This is a genomic window from Microbacterium sp. AZCO, from assembly GCF_039614715.1.
Lineage (GTDB): Bacteria > Actinomycetota > Actinomycetes > Actinomycetales > Microbacteriaceae > Microbacterium.
Genome location: NZ_CP154857.1, coordinates 1,275,836 through 1,293,703, shown reverse-complemented (window position 1 = coordinate 1,293,703; position 17,868 = coordinate 1,275,836). Strand labels below are relative to the sequence as shown.

The 17,868-nt window shown below is 70.4% G+C and carries 15 protein-coding genes; 13 read left to right on the top strand and 2 right to left on the bottom strand.

Translation table 11 applies throughout. The features are described from left to right. Nucleotides 1-26 precede the first annotated feature (26 nt). From AAIB33_RS06060 to AAIB33_RS06000, 13 genes are all read left to right on the top strand, one after another. Entirely contained in the window at nucleotides 27-1,193 is a 1,167-nt protein-coding gene (locus AAIB33_RS06060; protein ID WP_345802653.1) for an aminotransferase class I/II-fold pyridoxal phosphate-dependent enzyme, read from the top strand. A 23-nt stretch (nucleotides 1,194-1,216) separates the two neighbouring features. Then, nucleotides 1,217-3,082, top strand: a complete 1,866-nt coding sequence (gene lepA, locus AAIB33_RS06055) for a translation elongation factor 4 (protein WP_345802652.1) — start codon at nucleotides 1,217-1,219, stop codon at nucleotides 3,080-3,082. Nucleotides 3,083-3,092: 10 nt separating this feature from the next. Next, nucleotides 3,093-3,743 (top strand): DUF1990 family protein, encoded by a 651-nt coding sequence (locus AAIB33_RS06050; protein ID WP_345802651.1) that lies wholly within the window; start codon nucleotides 3,093-3,095, stop codon nucleotides 3,741-3,743. Further along, nucleotides 3,743-4,960 carry a radical SAM family heme chaperone HemW gene (hemW, locus tag AAIB33_RS06045; RefSeq protein WP_345802650.1) on the top strand — a complete coding sequence of 406 codons (1,218 nt, stop codon included), beginning with the start codon at nucleotides 3,743-3,745 and terminating at the stop codon, nucleotides 4,958-4,960. Before AAIB33_RS06050 ends, hemW begins: the two co-directional genes overlap by 1 nt. Before the next feature lie 75 nt (nucleotides 4,961-5,035). Continuing rightward, nucleotides 5,036-6,076: a heat-inducible transcriptional repressor HrcA gene (hrcA, locus tag AAIB33_RS06040; RefSeq protein WP_345802649.1), complete on the top strand. Its 1,041-nt coding sequence runs from the start codon at nucleotides 5,036-5,038 to the stop codon at nucleotides 6,074-6,076. Nucleotides 6,077-6,127: 51 nt separating this feature from the next. Further along, on the top strand, nucleotides 6,128-7,243 hold the full coding sequence (gene dnaJ / locus AAIB33_RS06035; RefSeq protein ID WP_345802648.1) for a molecular chaperone DnaJ: 1,116 nt from the start codon (nucleotides 6,128-6,130) through the stop codon (nucleotides 7,241-7,243). A gap of 4 nt (nucleotides 7,244-7,247) precedes the next feature. Continuing rightward, nucleotides 7,248-7,979 carry a 16S rRNA (uracil(1498)-N(3))-methyltransferase gene (locus AAIB33_RS06030; protein WP_345802647.1) on the top strand — a complete coding sequence of 244 codons (732 nt, stop codon included), beginning with the start codon at nucleotides 7,248-7,250 and terminating at the stop codon, nucleotides 7,977-7,979. 23 nt (nucleotides 7,980-8,002) lie between these two features. Beyond that, nucleotides 8,003-8,350, top strand: a complete 348-nt coding sequence (locus tag AAIB33_RS06025) for an HIT domain-containing protein (protein WP_345802646.1) — start codon at nucleotides 8,003-8,005, stop codon at nucleotides 8,348-8,350. Nucleotides 8,351-8,393: 43 nt separating this feature from the next. Then, a complete protein-coding gene (locus AAIB33_RS06020) occupies nucleotides 8,394-9,422 on the top strand; it encodes a PhoH family protein (RefSeq protein WP_345803389.1) in 1,029 nt (342 codons plus the stop codon). Beyond that, nucleotides 9,419-9,889, top strand: a complete 471-nt coding sequence (gene ybeY / locus AAIB33_RS06015; protein WP_345802645.1) for an rRNA maturation RNase YbeY — start codon at nucleotides 9,419-9,421, stop codon at nucleotides 9,887-9,889. Before AAIB33_RS06020 ends, ybeY begins: the two co-directional genes overlap by 4 nt. Next, nucleotides 9,886-11,283, top strand: a complete 1,398-nt coding sequence (locus AAIB33_RS06010) for a hemolysin family protein (RefSeq protein WP_345802644.1) — start codon at nucleotides 9,886-9,888, stop codon at nucleotides 11,281-11,283. Before ybeY ends, AAIB33_RS06010 begins: the two co-directional genes overlap by 4 nt. Then, nucleotides 11,276-12,172 (top strand): GTPase Era, encoded by an 897-nt coding sequence (era, locus tag AAIB33_RS06005; RefSeq protein ID WP_345802643.1) that lies wholly within the window; start codon nucleotides 11,276-11,278, stop codon nucleotides 12,170-12,172. The genes AAIB33_RS06010 and era overlap by 8 nt, the downstream gene beginning before the upstream one ends. Before the next feature lie 171 nt (nucleotides 12,173-12,343). After that, entirely contained in the window at nucleotides 12,344-14,203 is a 1,860-nt protein-coding gene (locus AAIB33_RS06000) for a hypothetical protein (protein ID WP_345802642.1), read from the top strand. Nucleotides 14,204-14,251: 48 nt separating this feature from the next. On the opposite strand, the gene AAIB33_RS05995 is transcribed toward AAIB33_RS06000, so the two are convergent. Both AAIB33_RS05995 and AAIB33_RS05990 read right to left on the bottom strand, forming a co-directional pair. Continuing rightward, entirely contained in the window at nucleotides 14,252-15,580 is a 1,329-nt protein-coding gene (locus tag AAIB33_RS05995; protein ID WP_345802641.1) for a hypothetical protein, read from the bottom strand. A 16-nt stretch (nucleotides 15,581-15,596) separates the two neighbouring features. Continuing rightward, nucleotides 15,597-17,819: a CHAT domain-containing protein gene (locus AAIB33_RS05990; protein ID WP_345802640.1), complete on the bottom strand. Its 2,223-nt coding sequence runs from the start codon at nucleotides 17,817-17,819 to the stop codon at nucleotides 15,597-15,599. Nucleotides 17,820-17,868 lie beyond the last annotated feature (49 nt).

The window sequence follows — 17,868 nt, the reverse complement described above, 5'->3', positions numbered from 1 at the left end:
GCGGCGCGCTTTCGTAGGCTGGGGGAATGCCTCGACTCGCCGACCACATCCTCGGCATGCCCGGTTCGGGGGTGCGGCACATCCTCGAACAGGCGCTCCGCCTCGACGACGCGATCATCCTCGCGGTGGGGGAGCCGGGGGAGGAGCCGGCACCCGCCATCCGCGCCGCGGCCGCGCGTGCGTGGGAGGCGGGCCTGACGCGCTACGCGCCGAACGGCGGCATCCTTCCCCTGCGTCAGGCGATCGTCGAGAAGCTCGACGCCGTGAACGGCTTCCGCCCCGACCTCGAGCAGGTGTGGGTGACGGTGGGCGCGACCCAGGCGCTGCACCAGGCGATGGCGATGACCCTGGCGCCCGGCGACGAGGTGCTCGTGCCGGACCCCGGCTACACGACCTTCACGATGAACGCGCACATGCTGTCGGCCGTGCCCGTGCCCTATCAGCTGAGCCCGGCGAAGGGCTTCCAGCCCGACCTCGCGCAGCTCGAAGCCCTCGTCACCGACCGGACGCGACTGCTGATCGTCAACTCGCCGTCCAATCCGCTCGGCTCCACGTTCGATCTCGAGACATTGCGGGCGCTCCTCGACTTCGCCGCACGCCACGACCTGTGGCTCCTGAGCGACGAGTGCTACGAGGCGTTCACGTACGGCATCCCGCACGTCAGCCCCGCCTCGCTCGATCGCGACGACCGGGTGTTCTCGGTCTTCTCGACCTCGAAGACGTATGCGATGACGGGCGCGCGCGTCGGCTGGCTCGTGACGCCGAAGGGCTTCACTTCGACGATGCTGCGCGTTCAGGAGTCGGCCGTGTCGTGCGTCGACATGCCCGCGCAGTACGCGGCGCTCGAGGCGATCTCCGGCCCCCAGGATCACGTCCGCGCCGCCGCCGCGCACTACCGCGAGAACCTCGCGGCCGCATCGGCACTCCTCGACGAGCGCGGATTCACGTACCTCACGCCGACGGGCGCCTTCTACCTGTGGATCGACGTGTCGCACGCGACCGACGGGGATGTCGCCGCGTGGGCCGAGGCGTTCCTCCACGACCAGCGCGTCGCCGTTGCGCCGGGGAGCGCCTTCGGCCGCACCGGCGAGGGCTGGATCCGGGTGTGCTGCGCCGCCCGCCGCGAGGAGCTGCTCGAAGGACTCAGCCGACTCCCGGTTCCGGCATCCGTTCCGGCACGGGCCGCGGGGTGACCCGCCGGTAGACTGGGCCGGATATGTCCCCGCGCGCCCTGAAGCCCCTCGAGCCGTCTGCCACGGCTCCCGAGGCGATCCGCAATTTCTGCATCATCGCCCACATCGACCACGGCAAGTCGACCCTCGCCGACCGCATGCTGCAGATCACGGGCGTCGTCGCCGAGCGCGACATGCGCGCGCAGTACCTCGACCGCATGGACATCGAGCGCGAGCGCGGCATCACGATCAAGTCCCAGGCGGTGCGGATGCCGTGGTCGTCCGTCGACCCCTCGACGGGCTCGGCGACCACGTTCGCGCTCAACATGATCGACACCCCCGGTCACGTCGACTTCACGTACGAGGTCTCGCGCTCGCTCGCCGCCTGCGAGGGTGCGATCCTCCTCGTCGACGCGGCGCAGGGCATCGAGGCCCAGACGCTCGCAAACCTTTACCTCGCGCTGGAGAACGACCTCCAGATCATCCCCGTCCTAAACAAGATCGACCTTCCCGCGGCCGACCCCGAGAAGTACGCGGCCGAGCTCGCCAGCCTGATCGGCGGCGACCCCGACGACGTCCTCCGCGTGAGCGGCAAGACGGGCATGGGCGTCGAGACGCTGCTCGACCGGATCGTCGAGCAGATCCCGGCACCCCAGGGGAACGCGGATGCCCCGGCCCGCGCCATGATCTTCGACTCCGTCTACGACTCGTACCGCGGCGTCGTGACGTACGTGCGCATGGTCGACGGCAAGCTCGAGCCGCGCGAGCGCATCCAGATGATGTCGACGAAGGCCGCGCACGACCTCCTCGAGATCGGTGTCTCCAGCCCCGAGCCGACGCCCTCGAAGGGCCTCGGCGTCGGCGAGGTCGGGTACCTGATCACCGGCGTGAAGGACGTGCGCCAGTCGAAGGTCGGCGACACGATCACCAACCTCCGCAAGCCCGCGACCGACGCCCTGCCCGGCTACACCGATCCCAAGCCGATGGTCTTCTCGGGCATCTACCCGATCGACGGGAGCGACTACGCCGACCTCCGCGAAGCGCTGGACAAGCTCAAGCTGTCGGATGCCTCACTGCAGTACGAGCCCGAGACCTCGGTCGCGCTCGGCTTCGGGTTCCGCTGCGGCTTCCTCGGTCTTCTGCACCTCGAGATCATCACCGAGCGTCTCGCCCGCGAGTTCGACCTCGACCTCATCACGACGGCCCCGAGCGTCATCTACGAAGTGCTCACCGACACGGGCGAGCACGTCACCGTGACCAACCCGAGCGAGTACCCCGACGGGCGCGTCGCCTCGGTGTCGGAGCCCATGGTGAAGGCCGCGATCCTTCTCCCGAAGGACTACGTCGGCACCGTGATGGAGCTCTGCCAAGGCCGCCGCGGACAGCTCCTCGGCATGGAGTACTTCAGCGAGGAGCGGGTCGAGCTCCGCTACAACATGCCCCTCGGCGAGATCGTCTTCGACTTCTTCGACCAGCTCAAGTCGCGCACGCAGGGCTACGCGAGCCTCGACTACGAGCCGGCCGGCCAGCAGGAGGCCGACCTGGTGAAGGTCGACATCCTCCTGCAGGGCGACAAGGTGGATGCCTTCAGCTCGATCGTGCACCGCGAGAAGGCGTACGCGTACGGCACGATGATGACCGAGCGCCTCCGCAAGCTCATCCCTCGCCAGCAGTTCGAGGTGCCGATCCAGGCCGCGATCGGCGCCCGCATCATCGCTCGCGAGAACATCCGCGCCATGCGCAAGGACGTCCTGGCCAAGTGCTACGGCGGCGACATCACGCGCAAGCGCAAGCTCCTCGAGAAGCAGAAGGAGGGCAAGAAGCGCATGAAGATGGTCGGTCGTGTCGAGGTCCCTCAGGAGGCGTTCATCGCCGCTCTCTCAGGGGATGTCGAGGGCAAGCAGAAGTAGCCTGGAACCCATGCGCCGCGGAACGTTCAAGGACGAGACCGTCGACTACGCCGCCGTCGGGGCGACGCAGGCGCCGGACCTCATGCAGTATCCGCCGGAGCGCAGCCTGCCGGCGGAGGAGTCGTGGCGCATCGGCAGCGGCGACGCCCGGTTCCAGACCGCGAGCGAGGCGCTCCTGTCGTGGTCGGCGCTTCGCGGCGCCGGTCTGACGATCAAGGACGTGCGCCCGGCATCCGGCCCCATGTACTCGGGCGTGAGCTTCGACGCGGAGGGCAACCCCATCGCGCCGAGCCGCAGCGAGACCGAGCAGCGCTTCGACTCCGACGGAACGCCGTACGTCGCCGCCGGGTCCACCGTCGTGGTCGAGGGGCGCGTCAAGGGCTACAAGGCCGACGGCGAGCTGCGCGTCATCTTCGCCGTCGAGGAGCCGCGCCGCGTCGGCTTCGCGCTCGGCACCGTCGGTGACTCCGTCGTCAGCGGCGAGGAGTCGTTCATGCTCGAGTGGCACGAGAACGACGAGGTGTGGTTCACCGTGCGCGCGTTCGACCGCCCGGTCTCGATGCTGTACCGGATGCTGCCGACGCTCGCCCGACGCCGCCGCCGGGAGCTCTTCACCCGTTACCTCCGCGCGATCTCGCCGCTGTACACGACACCCGCCTGATGGGCTCGGCACTCCCCATCGGCGAGCCCGCTCCGGCCAACGGGGCGCTTCCCGCCACCGTCCGCATCGATGCGGCGACGCCCTTCGGCGTCTATCTGCACGTGCCGTTCTGCCGGGTCCGCTGCGGCTACTGCGACTTCAACACCTACACATCGGGTGAGCTGCGCGGCGCGCGGCAGGACGAATACGCCGACACGCTGCTGCGCGAGGTGGCGCTCTCGCGCGGAGTGCTCGAGGCCGCCGGTGGGCTCAGGGCTGCGACGACGGTCTTCTTCGGCGGGGGCACGCCGACGCTCCTGCCGCCGGGCGACCTGGCTCGCATGCTCGCCGGCGTCCGCGACACGTTCGGCATCGCGGATGGCGCAGAGGTGACGGTCGAGGCCAACCCCGACACCGTGACGGATGCCGTCGCGGCCGAGCTCGCGGCATCCGGAGTCACCCGCCTCTCGATCGGCATGCAGTCCGCGGTGCCCCACGTCCTCGCGGCGCTCGACCGGACGCACGATCCCCTCAACGTCGCCACCGCCGTCGCCGCCGCGCGCCGCGCCGGGCTCGACGTGAGCCTCGACCTGATCTACGGCGCGCCGGGGGAGTCCCTCGACGACTGGCGTCGGTCGCTCGAGACGGCGATCGCCCTCGAGCCCGACCACGTCTCCGCCTACGCGCTCATCATCGAGGACGGCACGAAGCTCGCCCGCCAGATCCGCCGCGGCGAGGTGCCCGCCCCCGACGACGACGTTCAGGCCGACATGTACGAGCTCGCCGACGATCTGCTCGGCGCGGCCGGATACGAGTGGTACGAGGTGTCGAACTGGGCGCGCGACGACGCTCACCGTTCCCGGCACAATCTGGCGTACTGGCAGGGGCACGACTGGTGGGGCTACGGTCCGGGCGCGCACAGCCATGTCGGCGGCGTGCGCTTCTGGAACGTCAAGCATCCTGCGGCCTACGCCCAGCGACTCGCGCTCGGGGAGTCTCCCGCGGCAGGGCGGGAGCGACCCGATGACGAGGCTCGCGCTCTCGAGAGCGTGCTGCTGCGCTCGCGCATCCGCGAGGGTTTCCCGATCGCGGAGCTGCTCGGCGAGGGCCGGCACGCCGTCGCGGCGCTCATCGCCGATGGACTCATCGAGGGTCCGGCGGCGCTCCATGGGACGATCGTGCTGACGCGGCGCGGCCGCCTCCTCGCCGACGCCGTCGTGCGCGCCCTGACCGACTGAGCGGGTACGTCCGATAGAATTGGCACTCCACTCCTGGGAGTGCCAGCCCAGGCGGATGCGGCGTGAGGAGGGCGGATGGTCACCGATCGGGGACTCCAGGTTCTGCGGGCCATCGTGCAGGACTACGTCGACACGCACGAGCCGGTCGGCAGCAAGTCGATCGTCGAGCGGCACGCGTTCGGCGTCTCGGCCGCGACGATCCGCAACGACATGGCGCTCCTCGAGGATGAAGACCTGATCGCCGCGCCGCACACGTCGTCCGGCCGCGTGCCGACCGACAAGGGGTACCGGGTCTTCGTCGACCACCTCGCCGGGCTCCGGCCCCTCACCCCGGCGCAGCGGCACGCCATCGCATCGTTCCTCGACGGCCCCGGCGATCTCGACGACCTGCTCGTGCGCACCGTCCGCGCGCTCACGCAGCTGACGGGGCAGGTCGCGCTCGTGCAGTACCCGTCGTTCGCGCGGGCGAGCGTGTCGCACGTCGAGCTCGTGCCGCTCGACGCGGGGCGGCTCATCGTGATCCTCGTCACCGACACGGGCCGGGTGTCGCAGCGCCTCGTGCTCCTGCGCGAAGAGCTGGACGACGTCGTCATGACGCGCGCCCGCACGACGGTCGGCGACCTGATCGTCGGCAGATCCGTCCGCGACGGCGTCCAGCGGGTCGAGGAGTTCCTGTCGACCGCCGACGACCCCGCCCGCCGCGACGACGCCGCGATCACCGCGATCGTGCGGTTCGTCGCCGAAGAGCTCGACGAGTTCCGTCAGGACCGGCTCGTCATGGCCGGCGCCGCCAACCTCGCGCGCCGCGAATCCGACTTCCGCGGCAGCATCTATCCGCTCCTCGAAGCCATCGAGGAGCAGGTGACGCTGCTGCGGCTCATGAGCGAGATGGTCGCCGACGAGCACGGGCTCGCGACCAGCATCGGGCGCGAGAACGCGCCGTTCGGGCTGGTCGAGGCATCCATCGTCGCGAGCGACTACGACGCGACCGGCTCGCGCGCCCGCATCGGGCTGCTCGGCCCGACGCGCATGGACTATCCGAGCAACCTCGCGGCGGTGCGGGCGGTGGCCCGCTACCTGAGCAGGATGCTCGACGACGACGAGAACGCCCGCTGACGGCGTCCTCCACCAGACGATCCCGCGCACGACGCGGGCAGGAAGGCGATTGTGGCTGACCACTACGAGGTCCTCGGTGTCTCGCGCGACGCGACACCGGACGAGATCAAGAAGGCGTACCGGAGGCTCGCGCGCGAGCTGCATCCGGACGTCAATCCCGGCGAGGAGGCGTCCGAGCGCTTCAAGCTCGTGACGCACGCCTACGACGTGCTGAGCGACCCCGACCAGCGTGCCCGCTACGACATGGGCGGCAGCGACTCTCCGTTCGGCGGCGCGGGGGCGAACTTCGGCGGCTTCAGCGACATCTTCGAGACGTTCTTCGGAGCCGCGGCAGGCGGCCGCCAGGGTCGTCCCCGCTCGCGGCGCGAGCGCGGTCAGGACGCCCTCGTGCGCGTCACGCTCGAGCTGAAGGACGTCGTCTTCGGCGCTCACCGCGACCTCGACGTCGACACCGCCGTGCTGTGCGACACGTGCCAGGGGTCGTGCTGCCAGCCGGGCACGTCGCCCGTCACGTGCGACATCTGCCACGGCACGGGCAACGTGCAGCGCCAGGTGCGGAGCCTCCTCGGCAACGTCGTGACGAGCCAGCCCTGCAACGTCTGCCAGGGCTACGGCACGACCATCCCGTACCCCTGCGCCACCTGCCAGGGGCAGGGCCGCGTCCGGGCGCGGCGCACGGTGTCGATCGACATCCCGGCGGGTGTCGAGACGGGTCTGCGCCTGCAGCTTCCCGGGTCGGGCGAGGTCGGCCCCGCCGGCGGCCCCAACGGCGATCTCTACATCGAGGTGACCGTTCAGCCGCACGAGGTCTTCAGCCGCGAGGGAGATGACCTGCTCGCGACGCTCGAGGTGTCGATGCCCGACGCGATCCTCGGCACGACGACCACGATCGAGTCCCTCGACGGCCCCGTCGAGCTCGAGGTGCGGCCGGGGGTGCAGGCCGGCGACGTGCTCACGATCAAGGGCCGCGGCATCACCCCGCTGCGCGGCACGCAGCGCGGCGACCTCCGGGTCGGCGTGCACGTCGTGACCCCGACGCGCCTCGACCACAAGGAGCGCCAGCTCATCGAGGAGTTCGCGCGGCGCACGAAGGCTCCGTCCCCTCGGCTCGCCGAGTTCCACCAGGGACTGTTCTCGAAGCTGCGCGACCGCTTCCGGAACGGCTGACCGGATGCCTCTCCACTTCGTCGTCGAGGATGCCGGTGCGCAGCGCGGCGACGCCGTCACGCTGACCGGCGCGGAGGCGAAGCACGCGGCCGTCGTCCGTCGGGTGCGGCCCGGCGAGGAGGTCACCGTCGGCGACGGCAGGGGAGCCTGGCTCACGGGCGAGGTCGAGAGCGCGCAGCCGGCGGAGGTCGTCGTGCGGATCATCGCCCGCCGCGAGATCGCGGCGCCGACCCCGCGGCTGGTGCTCGTGCAGGCGCTCGCCAAGGGCGACCGCGACGAGCTCGCGGTGCAGGCGGCGACCGAGCTCGGCGTCGACGAGATCGTCCCGTGGCAGTCGGCGCGCAGCGTCTCGCGCTGGGACGCGAAGGCCGAGAAGGGCCGCGCCCGCTGGGCGACGATTGCCCGCGAGGCCGCGAAGCAGGCGCACCGGGCGTGGCTGCCCGAGGTCGGTCCCCTCGCATCCACGGCGGAGCTGGAGCGGCGGGCCGCGGCATCCCGTGTCCTCGTCCTCGAGCCGACGGCCGACGAGCGCCTCACGGCACTCGGCTTCGACCCGGGCGACGATCGGGACATCGTCCTCGTCGTCGGACCCGAGGGCGGCTTCGACGGGGATGAGCTCGACCGCCTCCAGGCGGCGGGGGCCACCCTCGTGCGCCTCGGCGACACGGTGCTGCGCACCTCGACGGCCGGTCCCGCCGCGATCTCCGTCGTGAGCGGGATCCTGGGCCGCTGGTGAGAGGCCGCCATTAGACTGACGGCATGAGCGAACCCTCGATCTTCACGCGCATCCTGGAGGGCGAGATCCCCTCCGAGATCATCGCCGAGACCGAGAACGCGTTCGCCATCCGCGACATCCACCCGCAGGCGCCCCTGCACCTGCTGGTGATCCCCAAGTCGCAGGAGTTCCGCAACGTCGTCGAGCTCGCCGCGGGCGATCCCGCCCTCCTGGCCGAGCTCGTCGGCCTCGCCAACAGCCTCGCCGCGGAGCACTCCGACGGCGATTTCCGGCTCGTGTTCAACACGGGCCCGCACGCGGGACAGACGGTGTTCCATGTGCACGCGCACGTCCTCGCCGGAGGACTGGAGGAGAAGACACTCGGTGCCTGACGATACGCCCTCGGTCGAACGCGTCTACGCCGACGGGGTTGCCATGGTGCAGCTCCTCGGCCCGCAGGATCGGCTGCTGCGCGTGGTCGAACGAGAGCACCCCGGAGTCGACGTGCACGTGCGCGGCAACGAGATCACGCTGACGGGGGATGCCGCGGCCGTCGCCGCCGCGAAGTCGCTCGTCGATGAGCTTCTGGCCATGACGAAGGCTGGCCAGGACCTCGGGCCCGCCGACGTCTCGTCGTCGAGCCGCATCCTGAGGACGGAGGGCGGCCCTCGCCCGTCCGAGGTGCTCGGCGAGGCGATCCTGTCGTCGCGCGGCAAGATCATCCGCCCCAAGACCCTGGGGCAGAAGGCCTACGTCGACGCGATCGAGGAGAACACGATCGTCTTCGGCATCGGCCCCGCCGGCACCGGAAAGACCTACCTCGCCATGGCGAAGGCCGTGCAGGCGCTGCAGCGCAAGGAGGTCAGCCGCATCATCCTGACCCGCCCGGCCGTCGAGGCGGGGGAGCGGCTCGGGTTCCTCCCGGGCACCCTGACGGACAAGATCGACCCCTACCTGCGGCCGCTCTACGACGCGCTCAACGAGATGATGGACCCCGAGCTCGTGCCCAAGCTCATGGCGACGGGCACGATCGAGGTCGCCCCGCTCGCCTACATGCGCGGTCGCACGCTCAACGACTCGTTCGTCGTCCTCGACGAGGCGCAGAACACGACGCCCGAGCAGATGAAGATGTTCCTCACGCGTCTCGGCTTCGGCACGCGCATGGTCGTCACCGGCGACATCACGCAGATCGACCTCCCGCAGGGCGCGTCCGGTCTGCGACTCGTCACCCGCGTGCTCGGCAACATCGACGACATCCACTTCTCCTACCTCACGAGCGACGACGTCGTGCGCCACACGCTCGTCGGACGCATCGTCGATGCGTACAGCGAGTTCGACGAGCGCAGGCTGGCAGCCCGCCGAGAGCGGGACGAGGCATCCGAGTTCGCCAACCGGGCCGAGCGGCGCTCGGCCACGCGCACCTCAGGTCCGCGTGACCACCTTCCGAAGCGAGGCCGCTCATGACGATCGAGATCAACAACGAGTCGGGCGTCCCCGTCGACGAGACGGTGCTCCTGCGGCTCATGGAGTACAACCTCGCGGAGCTTCACGTGAGCCCCGACGCCGACGTCGCGATCGTCCTCGTCGACGAGGGCGCGATGGAGGCGCTGCACGTGCAGTGGATGGACGAGCCCGGACCCACCGACGTCCTCAGCTTCCCCATGGACGAGCTGCGCCCCGGCACCGAGGACATGCCGACCCCGCCCGGACTCCTCGGCGACATCGTGCTGTGCCCGCAGGTCGCCGAGACGCAGGCGGTCACGGCGAAGCACTCGACGCAGGACGAGCTCATCATGCTCACGACGCATGGCCTCCTCCACCTCCTCGGCTTCGATCACGCCGAGCCCGAGGAGGAGCGCGAGATGTTCGGGCTGCAGAAGGACCTCATCGTGGGGTTCCAGCACTCCGAACGCCGACGAAGCCGCGCATGACGCCGGCTCTGCTGCTCGTCGCCGCCGTCCTGCTCGTCGTGTTCGGCGGTCTCATGGCCGCGATCGATGCGGCACTCGCCGTGACGTCGCGGCAGGGTCTCTACGAACTCGCCCTCGGGGGCCGCAACGCCCAGGCGCTGCGCAAGATCTCGGACGACCCCGAAGTGCATTCGAACGCCGTCGTCTTCATCCGGGTCCTCGCGGAGACGACGGCCGCGGTGCTCGTCACGGTCGCCTTCACGCTGCTGTTCGACAGCATCTGGTGGGCTATGCTCGCCGCCGCCGTCATCATGACCGGCATCTCGTTCGTCATCGTCGGCGCGAGCCCGCGGACGTGGGGCCGGCAGCACGCCAAGCGCCTCCTCGCGGGGACGGCGCCCATCATCCGCGGCGTCCGGCTCATCCTCGGCCCGCTCGCGCACGGGCTCGTGGCCCTCGGCGCACGCGTGACACCCGGCGTCGCGCGCGGCGCGTCGTTCGCCAGCGAGGAGCAGCTCCTCGACATGGTCGACGAGGCGGCGTCGCAGGACCTCATCGAGGAGGACGACCGCGAGCTCATCCACTCGGTGTTCGAATTCACCGACACGATCGTGCGCGAGGTCATGGTGCCGCGCACCGACATGGTGACGGTGGATGCCGCGGCCACGACGCGCGCCGCGATGGCGATCTTCCTCGACAAGGGGGTCTCGCGCATCCCGGTCGTCGACGACGACGCCGACGACGTGGTCGGGATGCTGTACCTCAAGGACCTCGTCCAGTTCGGGTTCCGCGACGAAACCGGATGGCGGGATGCCCCGATCAACCGCATCACGCGCCGCGCCGTCTTCGTGCCCGAGTCGATGAAGGCCGAGACGCTGCTGCAGCAGATGAAGCGGGATGCCGTTCACGTGTGCCTCGTGGTCGACGAGTACGGCGGCATCTCGGGGCTCGTGACGCTCGAGGATCTCATCGAGGAGCTCGTGGGCGAGATCGCCGACGAGTACGACCCGCGCGCCGAGGAGGCGGTCGAGCTCGAGCCCGGCCGCTTCCGGGTCAGTGCGCGGCTCGGGCTCGACGAAGTGGGCGACCTCTTCGGGATCGAGCTCGACGACGAGGACGTGGACTCGATCGGGGGCCTGCTCGGCAAGGCGCTCGGACGAGTGCCCCAGCCGGGTGCGACGGCGGAGTACGCGGGTCTCGTCATGACCGGCGGCGCCTCGCGCGGACGCGGACGCGGGCTCGCCAGTGTGTTCGTCGAGCGCTCCGAGACGCTGGAGTCGGCGGATGAGGCGTTCGGAGGTCGCCCCCGGACAGCGGAGGTCAACCTCTCGAGGCCGCGCACCGAGCCGATCAGGATCGTCCCCCCGACGACGGGTGAGACGAAGACGAAGACCAAGAAGGAACGCAATGGCTGAGGAACACCGCTCCGGCTTCGTCACATTCGTGGGGCGCCCCAACGTCGGCAAGTCGACGCTCACGAACGCGCTCGTCGGCGAGAAGGTCGCCATCACGAGCGACAAGCCGCAGACGACCCGGCGCGCGATCCGCGGCATCCTGAATCGCCCCGCCGGCCAGCTCGTCATCGTCGACACCCCCGGTCTCCACAAGCCCCGGACACTGCTCGGTCAGCGCCTCAACGACCTCGTCGAGCAGGTGCTGGGCGATGTCGACGTCATCGGATTCTGCGTGCCGGCGACCGAGAAGGTCGGTCCCGGCGATCGCCGCATCGCCGAGTCGCTCTCCGGCTATCCGCGCGCCAAGAAGGTCGCGATCGTGACGAAGACGGATGCCGCGGCCCGCGACCAGATCACGGAGCGCCTCGTCGAGGTCGACAGCCTGCGCGAGGACTGGGCCGCCGTCATCCCGCTGTCGGCGCTCACGGCCGAGCAGCTCGACGTGCTCACCGACGAGCTCCTCGCGCTCATGCCGACCGGACCTGCGCTGTATCCCGAAGGCGTCGTCACCGACGAGTCGCTCGAGGACCGCATCGCCGAGATCATCCGGGAGTCGGCCCTCGACGGCGTGCGCGACGAGCTGCCGCACTCGATCGCTGTGACGATCGAAGACATCGAGGAGCGCGAGACCGGTTCGCTCACCGACGTCTACGCGAACATCGTCGTCGAACGCGACAGCCAGAAGGCGATCATCATCGGGCGCAAGGGATCACGCCTGCGCGATGTCGGCGCCCGCGCGCGCGAGCAGATCGAGCCCCTGATCGGCACGAAGGTCTTCCTGAAGCTGCACGTGCGTGTGGCGAAGGAGTGGCAGCGCGACCCGAAGCAGCTCGGCCGCCTCGGCTTCTGACCTTGCTTCGAGACCGGGCCTCGTGACGGCAGCCGTCGACGAGGGCAGGGCCTCGCTTCCCGACGCCGGCGCCACGTTATAGGAGGCGCCGGATCGGGTGCCTCGAACGCTCGACTCCGCTACCGTGGGTCGCGGTTGCGAGATCGCAGCCGCGCTCGTCAAGGAGCCACCATGTTCCTCGGTCGTGTCTTCAGCTTTCTGGTCTCCGCGGTCGTCCTCGCACTCGCCCTGGCATCCGCTGCTCCGGCGGGCGCCGCAGTCAAGAGCACGGACGACACTGCGGCAGTCTTCTGGCAGACGGTCGGACAACCGACTGTCGCGGGCACCCCGACCGCGGGATCGACGATGACGGCAGACCCGGGCTCGTGGGTGCCGACGCCGGACTCGCTCACCTACCAATGGGAGCGACCCGGACCGATCAGCGGTGCCACGAGCCAGACGTACACACTGCCCGTGGATGCGAGCCCCAGCGACGACGCGATCTACCGGGTTGCCGTGACGGCGCACAAGGCGGGGTATCCCGACTACACCGCGAACAGCCGGTATTTCCAGGTGATCTCCTTCGACGGTCTGCTCGAGGCGATGGACGCCGACGCCACGACGACCATCACCGGCCGGTTCGCCCCCGAGGCCGTGACCGTCGGAAGCGCCCTGATCGACGGGTTCCCGACGGCCGGCTCGAGCTACGTCGTACTGTCGACCGGACGCGCCGGAGACGCGCTGCGCACCCTCCCGCCGGGAACGGGAGGGGCGATCTCGACGGGCCTCGAGACGGCCCCTCAGGGCGTCGGAGGCTGGGATATGAGCACGATCACCGTCTCGTTCGACCCGCCGGGAGCCTCGACGTGCCTCGCGCTCGACTACGCCTTCGCCACCGAGGAGAAGGCCGGCACCTATACGAAGGACGTGCTCACGATCGAGTCGCCGACGTCGCAGCTGTCGATCGCGGATGACCACGAGCACGTCATCGCTCCTCATAACCGGGCCTTCGACTCCCATGGCCAGCAGCTGAATGCCGACAGTCAAGACCTCGCCCCCATTCCGGGGAACGGCATCGACCGGTGGTCTCCGAAGCTGACTGCCCTGATCCCGCTGGGCGCCGGTTCGACCGATGTGGTCGTGTCGATCCAGGACATCGGCGACGAGGCCGCCGACTCCGTCGTGCTGCTCGACAACCTCCGGACGATCGACGACCCGGTGTGCGGATCCGCTGAAGAGCCGCAGCTGAAGTACGTGACGCTGTCCACGCCGATCGGCTATTCGGGCGAGGCCGTTGTCGGCGCGTACCTCACCGTAGAGCCAGGGGTGTGGGGCCCTGCACCTGTTCAGCTGAGCTACCAGTGGCTGCGGGGATCGACGCCGATCCCCGATGCGACGTCCGTCACCTACCTAGTGCAGGCCGCGGACGTGGGATATCGGCTCGCTGCACAGGTGACCGGATCGAAGGACGGCTACGTGCCGCTCACGCGGACCGGCCCGCCCACGGAGACCGTCGTGACCGGCGACCCCCGCATCACGGGCACTCCCGTCGTGGATGCCGTGCTCACGGGCGACCCCGGACGCTTCTCGCCGGGCGGACGACTGAACTACCGCTGGCTGCGGGACGGACAGCCCATCAGCGGCGCAGTCGGTGCGACCTACCGCGTCGGCGTCGCCGATCTCGGCGCGCGCATCTCCTTCCGCGTGACGACGGTCGATGCGACACCGGTCGAGAAGCGCACCTCCGCGCCGACGGCCCGCGTCGGTCTGGCAACCTTCGCCGTCGTTCCCGCGCCCACGGTGTCGGGTGTGCGCAGCGTCGGCGGCGTGCTGACCGCGCATACCGAGGGCTGGTCGCCCGAGCCCGGCAGCGTCATCTACGAGTGGCGCCGCGACGGGGTCGCGATACCCGGGGCGGTGTCTCGCCGGTACACCGTGGTAGCGGCCGATGAGGGCGCACGGATCGACGTGAAGACCTTCGGCCTCCGGCTCGGATACGTGCCCGGGGTCTCGGACAGCGCCGACGGCCCGCCGATCGCACCCGCCCCGTGAGCCGGCCGGCGGGGAGGATGCCGTTCGGCGAGCTGATCCCCGCCGCGGTCAGCGCCCGGCCCGGGCCGCGTGCCAGGCGAGCCAGGTCAGCTCGGGATGCCCGATGTCGTTGTGCGCACCCGACGCGCCGTCGAGCTTCGCGATGACCGCGCTCGCGTCGAGGTTGTAGAGCGTCCCCGCCTCGAGGCCCGGGTCCTCGAAGGCACCCGCCCGCAGGGCGGGGAGCTCGACGGCGCCCGGCACCGCCTCAGCGCCGAACGTGCCGATGCCGCCGAACTTCGGGGGCTCGTCGCCCAGCAGGTACTGGCCCGCGACCCGCACAGCGAGGGGATAGAACCTGCCCACGGCGTAGTCCCACTTCGACCGCGTCACGACGATCGGCCCCGACACGAACTCGGGGCGCACGACATCGGCGAAGTAGCCGCGTCCGCCGCCGATGTCCGGCGGCACCGACTCGGCGTACGCCCACAGCGACACCGCCCCCTGCACGAGGAAGAGCGAGTCGATGGGACGCGGGGGAGGAGTGGCATGCGCGCCGCGCACGGCCCCGGACATCACGATCGTGCCGAAGCTGTGCCCCATCAGGTGCACGCGCACGGGCGCAGCATCCTGAATCCGTCTCACGAGCGTCGCTGCGGCGCCCTCGCCGAACTCGCGGGCGTGATTCTTGCCGCTCCAGAACGTCAGCTGCCGCAACGGCCGCAGCACGGCCTCGCGGAGTCTGGCGAAGAAGCCGTCGCCCAGCAGCCCGTCGTCCGCCTCGACCTGAAGCCCCTCGGCGAAGACGGCGTCCGGATCCCAGCCGCCGCCGAGCAGACCGCCGTCGTCACCCGTCGCGCCGAGCCGCGCGAGCAACACCTGATACGCGTCGGCGACGTCGCCCGGGAGGGCGTCGGCCTCGGTGGCATCCTGATCCGACGGGATGGACGCCGCATACGAGAGCACCGTGTGCAGCGCGTCGCGAGTCTGCGGGTCGTCCCCGAGGCGGTCCGCGAACTCGGCGACGGCTGCATCCACCGTCACGGCATCCTGCTCCGGCTCGTCGCCCAGCAGGCCCGACGGTCCGCCGGTGAGCTCCCGGTCGCTCCAGGCCTTGCTCGGCCAGTGCAGACCGATGACGAGGGGATGGATGCCGTCGCCGGCCTGATCGGGATCGCCGGCGCCGACCCACCGGTCGTATTGGCTGATCGCGTCGACGTAGTCGCCCTGCCAGCCGTGACTGAGCACGAAGACGTCGGTCACGCCGGGCGCGCGAACGGCCTCGAGCGCGAGGTCGCTCGCGACCGACCCGTCGTCGTCGCGCTGTTCGCGGCCCTTTCCGTCGTAGGCGATGAGGTGGTACGACTGCGACTTCCCGGGGATGCGTCGAAGGGCCATGGGAGTTCCTTCCGAATCAGTGGCCGGCCGCCGCAGCGGCGAGGGCGGGGTCGACCCGGGTATCGGTGTCGCAGTGGACGCCGTACAGCAGGCCCAGCGGGTTGCCGTGCTTCTCGAGGAAGTCCCGACGCAGGCCGAGCACCGCCTCGCCGAGCGGTTCGCCCGAGAACAGCCGGTCGAAGAAGGCGATGCCCCACTCGCTCGCGAACCGCCCGGGCGTCTTGCACTCCGTGCCGATCACTCCGCGGGCGCCTTTCGCGAGGAAGTACGGGACGAAGCCGTCGTAGAAGTCCGGCGAGAGATCGCCGGACTCGCATGCGTTCACGACCACGAGCGGGTGGCTCTGCAGCTGATCCTCGATGGGCGCGTAGACGGCGAGCTGTCCGAGCGAGATCTGCTGATCGCCGGTCAGGACGAGATACGAGCTGTCGGAGTCGGTGTTGGAAGAGACGGCGTGGCAGTAGAGGTAGAGCACCTTGTCGGTCGCTGTGGGGGAGAGCGCGCTGTGCACGAGGTCGTCGACCTTCGTGCCCTCGCCGAGCGTGACGCCGCGGTTCTCCCAGTAGGCGCGCTGCGCGGCGACGGGGTGCGACGGCATGGTCGCGTCGATGCCGTCGTGATACAGGACGCGCACGCTGAGATCCGGAGTCGACGTGATGGTCGCCGCGGGCGGGAGCGCGGAGATCTCACGCATCGGCACCTGCTCCACGACGTGCCGCATGCCGATGAAGTTCTTCCAGTCCAGCTCGTCGTCGGCGAACCGGTCGGTCAGGTACATGAGCGCCCACGGCACGGGGAAGCCGCGCGAGACGACCTGCAGTGTCGTGACATCGTCGGCGAGGCTCTCGCGCAGCCACGCGCCGACCTTCTTGAGCTCGTCGGAGGCGAACGGACCGCTGAAGATCGCCTGGTACAGCCGGAAGCCGGCGAAGGCGAGCGCCTTCAGCGCCTTCGCCGCGAGGTCGGGCGGGATGTCCATCTCGAGCGCGAACGTCGTGTCCTTCACGGTCTCGAGGAGGGCCTTGCGGACGCCCTCGATCCGGGCTCCGAGCTCGTCGTCGGTGAGCTGGACGAACACCTGCTCGTCGGTAACGCCTTTGACGAACAGCTGGTAGCCGCCGGTCGCGGGCATGAACTGCATGGATGCCGTCCGCGGCTGAAGCTCGACCGCGGCGCCCGCGGGGCGTCCGAATGCCGTCGCATCGACCGCCGCCGTCGTGCCGATGTCGAACTCGAGCTCGAGCCGCTGCAGGAAATTGCCCTGCACGTCGACGAGCACGCTCAGCGTCGAGTGCCCGTCGTGGAGCGGCGTGATCGGGAAGAGCGCTTGCCCGATGGATGCTCCGTCCCGGCCCACGCGCAGCTGCTGCGGAAACGGCGGCACCGTGAAGTCGCTGCTCACGAGCTGCACCGAGAGGTCGACGGTGGCCTGTCCGAGTCCGAAGGGGATGGCGGCGGGAGCCGCTCCGGCAGCCTCCTCGCTCTTCTCGCCGAAGAACACCGCCAGCACGTAGCTGTGCGTCGCCTCGAGCTTCTGCTCACCGCCCTGCACCTCGGCATTGAGCCACGTCTGCACGGTCTCGGCGGGCGCCTCGGACCCGGCACCGCCGCCACTCGGCTCGTCGGCACCGGTCGGCGGGGCAGCACCACCGTCGGGAGGAGCCGCCTCGGCCGGCGGGGCGGACGCCGGCGGCTGAGCCGACGGCGCAGGGGAGGGCGAAGGCGACGGCGCAGGCGCCGGCGGAGGGGGTGGTGGAGGCGGCTCGGCCGCCCCCGGCTCGGGCGACCACGACTCGCCGATGCCGCCTCCGCCGAGCAGGCCGTCGTCCGCCGGTACCGCCGCCGTCGAGTCCGGCGACCACGACTCGCCGATGCCGCCCCCGCCGAGCAGGCCGTCGTCCGGCGCCATCGCGGCCACGGCCCCGAGCGACGACGCCACCTCGGCGATCGCCGCATCGACCTCAGCATCCTCCCCGGCTCCGAACCCGAGCTCTCCCGCCTCGACGTCTGCGCGATACCGCGCCTCGAGCTCCGGATCGTCGCGCAGGGCCGAGATCACGACGAAGGCGCGCTCCGCGAGCGTCGTCGCGGACTGCCAGTCGGGCCGCGCCACGACGGCGTCGTAGAGGTCGACGACCGACTGCGGAAACCACTGCACGATCGCAGCACGACCTCGCGGATCGACGAACGAGTTGGCGAGTGTCACCGCTTCGAACGCGCGCTCGTCTTCGGAAGCCATCGTCGCCCCCATGCGTCCCGGTTGGCGTCGCCCCACCGCGGCGCCTGGC

Bases quoted from the DNA above. Each gene is read 5' to 3' on its own strand.
- AAIB33_RS06010 (WP_345802644.1), top strand. From the start codon at position 9,886: ATGACGCCGGCTCTGCTGCTCGTCGCCGCCGTCCTGCTCGTCGTGTTC.
- era (WP_345802643.1), top strand. From the start codon at position 11,276: ATGGCTGAGGAACACCGCTCCGGCTTCGTCACATTCGTGGGGCGCCCC.
- AAIB33_RS06000 (WP_345802642.1), top strand. From the start codon at position 12,344: ATGTTCCTCGGTCGTGTCTTCAGCTTTCTGGTCTCCGCGGTCGTCCTC.
- AAIB33_RS05995 (WP_345802641.1), bottom strand. From the start codon at position 15,580: ATGGCCCTTCGACGCATCCCCGGGAAGTCGCAGTCGTACCACCTCATC.
- AAIB33_RS06050 (WP_345802651.1), top strand. From the start codon at position 3,093: ATGCGCCGCGGAACGTTCAAGGACGAGACCGTCGACTACGCCGCCGTC.
- lepA (WP_345802652.1), top strand. From the start codon at position 1,217: ATGTCCCCGCGCGCCCTGAAGCCCCTCGAGCCGTCTGCCACGGCTCCC.
- AAIB33_RS06025 (WP_345802646.1), top strand. From the start codon at position 8,003: ATGAGCGAACCCTCGATCTTCACGCGCATCCTGGAGGGCGAGATCCCC.
- AAIB33_RS05990 (WP_345802640.1), bottom strand. From the start codon at position 17,819: ATGGCTTCCGAAGACGAGCGCGCGTTCGAAGCGGTGACACTCGCCAAC.
- AAIB33_RS06060 (WP_345802653.1), top strand. From the start codon at position 27: ATGCCTCGACTCGCCGACCACATCCTCGGCATGCCCGGTTCGGGGGTG.
- ybeY (WP_345802645.1), top strand. From the start codon at position 9,419: ATGACGATCGAGATCAACAACGAGTCGGGCGTCCCCGTCGACGAGACG.
- hemW (WP_345802650.1), top strand. From the start codon at position 3,743: ATGGGCTCGGCACTCCCCATCGGCGAGCCCGCTCCGGCCAACGGGGCG.
- AAIB33_RS06030 (WP_345802647.1), top strand. From the start codon at position 7,248: ATGCCTCTCCACTTCGTCGTCGAGGATGCCGGTGCGCAGCGCGGCGAC.
- hrcA (WP_345802649.1), top strand. From the start codon at position 5,036: ATGGTCACCGATCGGGGACTCCAGGTTCTGCGGGCCATCGTGCAGGAC.
- AAIB33_RS06020 (WP_345803389.1), top strand. From the start codon at position 8,394: ATGGTGCAGCTCCTCGGCCCGCAGGATCGGCTGCTGCGCGTGGTCGAA.